Raw genomic sequence first — 990 nt, 5'->3', positions numbered from 1 at the left:
CGATCGATGGATCGTCGAAGCACAATCCAGCCGCGCGCAAGTCATGCGATCGGAATTTTGTAGATCAGATGATGATTCCGTGCCCCGGAGGCTTTCGGCGGGCAATTTGACACATCGAGATGTGCATGGGACCGTCCCGCATCGATTCGATCTGGGGACGTTCATGCCGATCCTGCTCGGCCTCATCGGTCTCATCGTTGCGGGACTGTTCTGGATCTTGCGGACGCACGGGACCGTCAAGGGTCTGCAGGAGGTCAACCGGGACACGAAGGGGCTCCAGCGCCGCGCCGTGTCCACCTTCGAGAACCTCGTCGGAACGCCGCTGCAGCGTGTGCGCGATCCCCGCTTGGCCGCGATCATCCTGATGATTCAGCTGGTCCGTACGGGCAGCCCCCTGACCGCCAGCGAGAAGACGCGGATCCTCGAATACATGGAGACGCCCCTGGAGGTGGAGCGGATCTCGGCGACCTTCGAGCGGGCCTGGGGCTACACGCAGGCGCGGCTTCCCTTCTCGCACGTCGCCGACGCGCTGGCTCCGCTGCTGCGCGACGCGCTGACACCGGCCGAGCGGGAGCAGTTGATCGCGATGCTGACCCAGGTGGCTGGCGCGCATTCTCCACCGAGTGAGTTGCAGCGCGAGGGCATCGCCCGCCTGAAGCGACGGCTTCTCGCCGGCGCGGGGGCCGCTCTCGACCCGCAACGGGGCGAATCCGCCTGATCCGGACCATGGCGGGTCGGAGGCGCCGAAGCGCCGGTTGGCTCGCCTTTGCGCGCCGTCGCGCTACCTCGCGGGAATGCGCGCACTCTTCCCCCTGATCGTCTTCACACTTCTCGCGGCCGGCTCAGGAACGGCTTGGGCGCAATCCTGCGACACCTTGATCGACAAGGTGACCGGCGAGACTGCGGCCAAGACTACGGATCGCCGGAGCGACTATGCCAGCTTCACGGCCGGTGAGGACATGACCCTGACCCTCGCCTGCGGCGGACCGG

General features: G+C 66.4%; 1 protein-coding gene and 1 pseudogene. Both read left to right on the top strand.

Annotation, left to right across the window (positions count from 1 at the left end; all coding sequences use genetic code 11):
- Window positions 1-163 precede the first annotated feature (163 nt).
- On the top strand, window positions 164-718 hold the full coding sequence (locus tag I53_RS25255; protein WP_043355960.1) for a TerB family tellurite resistance protein: 555 nt from the start codon (window positions 164-166) through the stop codon (window positions 716-718).
- Between the two features lie 76 nt (window positions 719-794).
- Window positions 795-990, top strand: a pseudogene (locus tag I53_RS25250) (ABC transporter ATPase); the annotation flags it as partial.

Origin of the sequence: Methylobacterium sp. B1 (assembly GCF_000333255.1) — a bacterium.
Classification (GTDB): domain Bacteria; phylum Pseudomonadota; class Alphaproteobacteria; order Rhizobiales; family Beijerinckiaceae; genus Methylobacterium; species Methylobacterium fujisawaense.
This window is presented reverse-complemented; position numbering and strand designations above follow the sequence as displayed.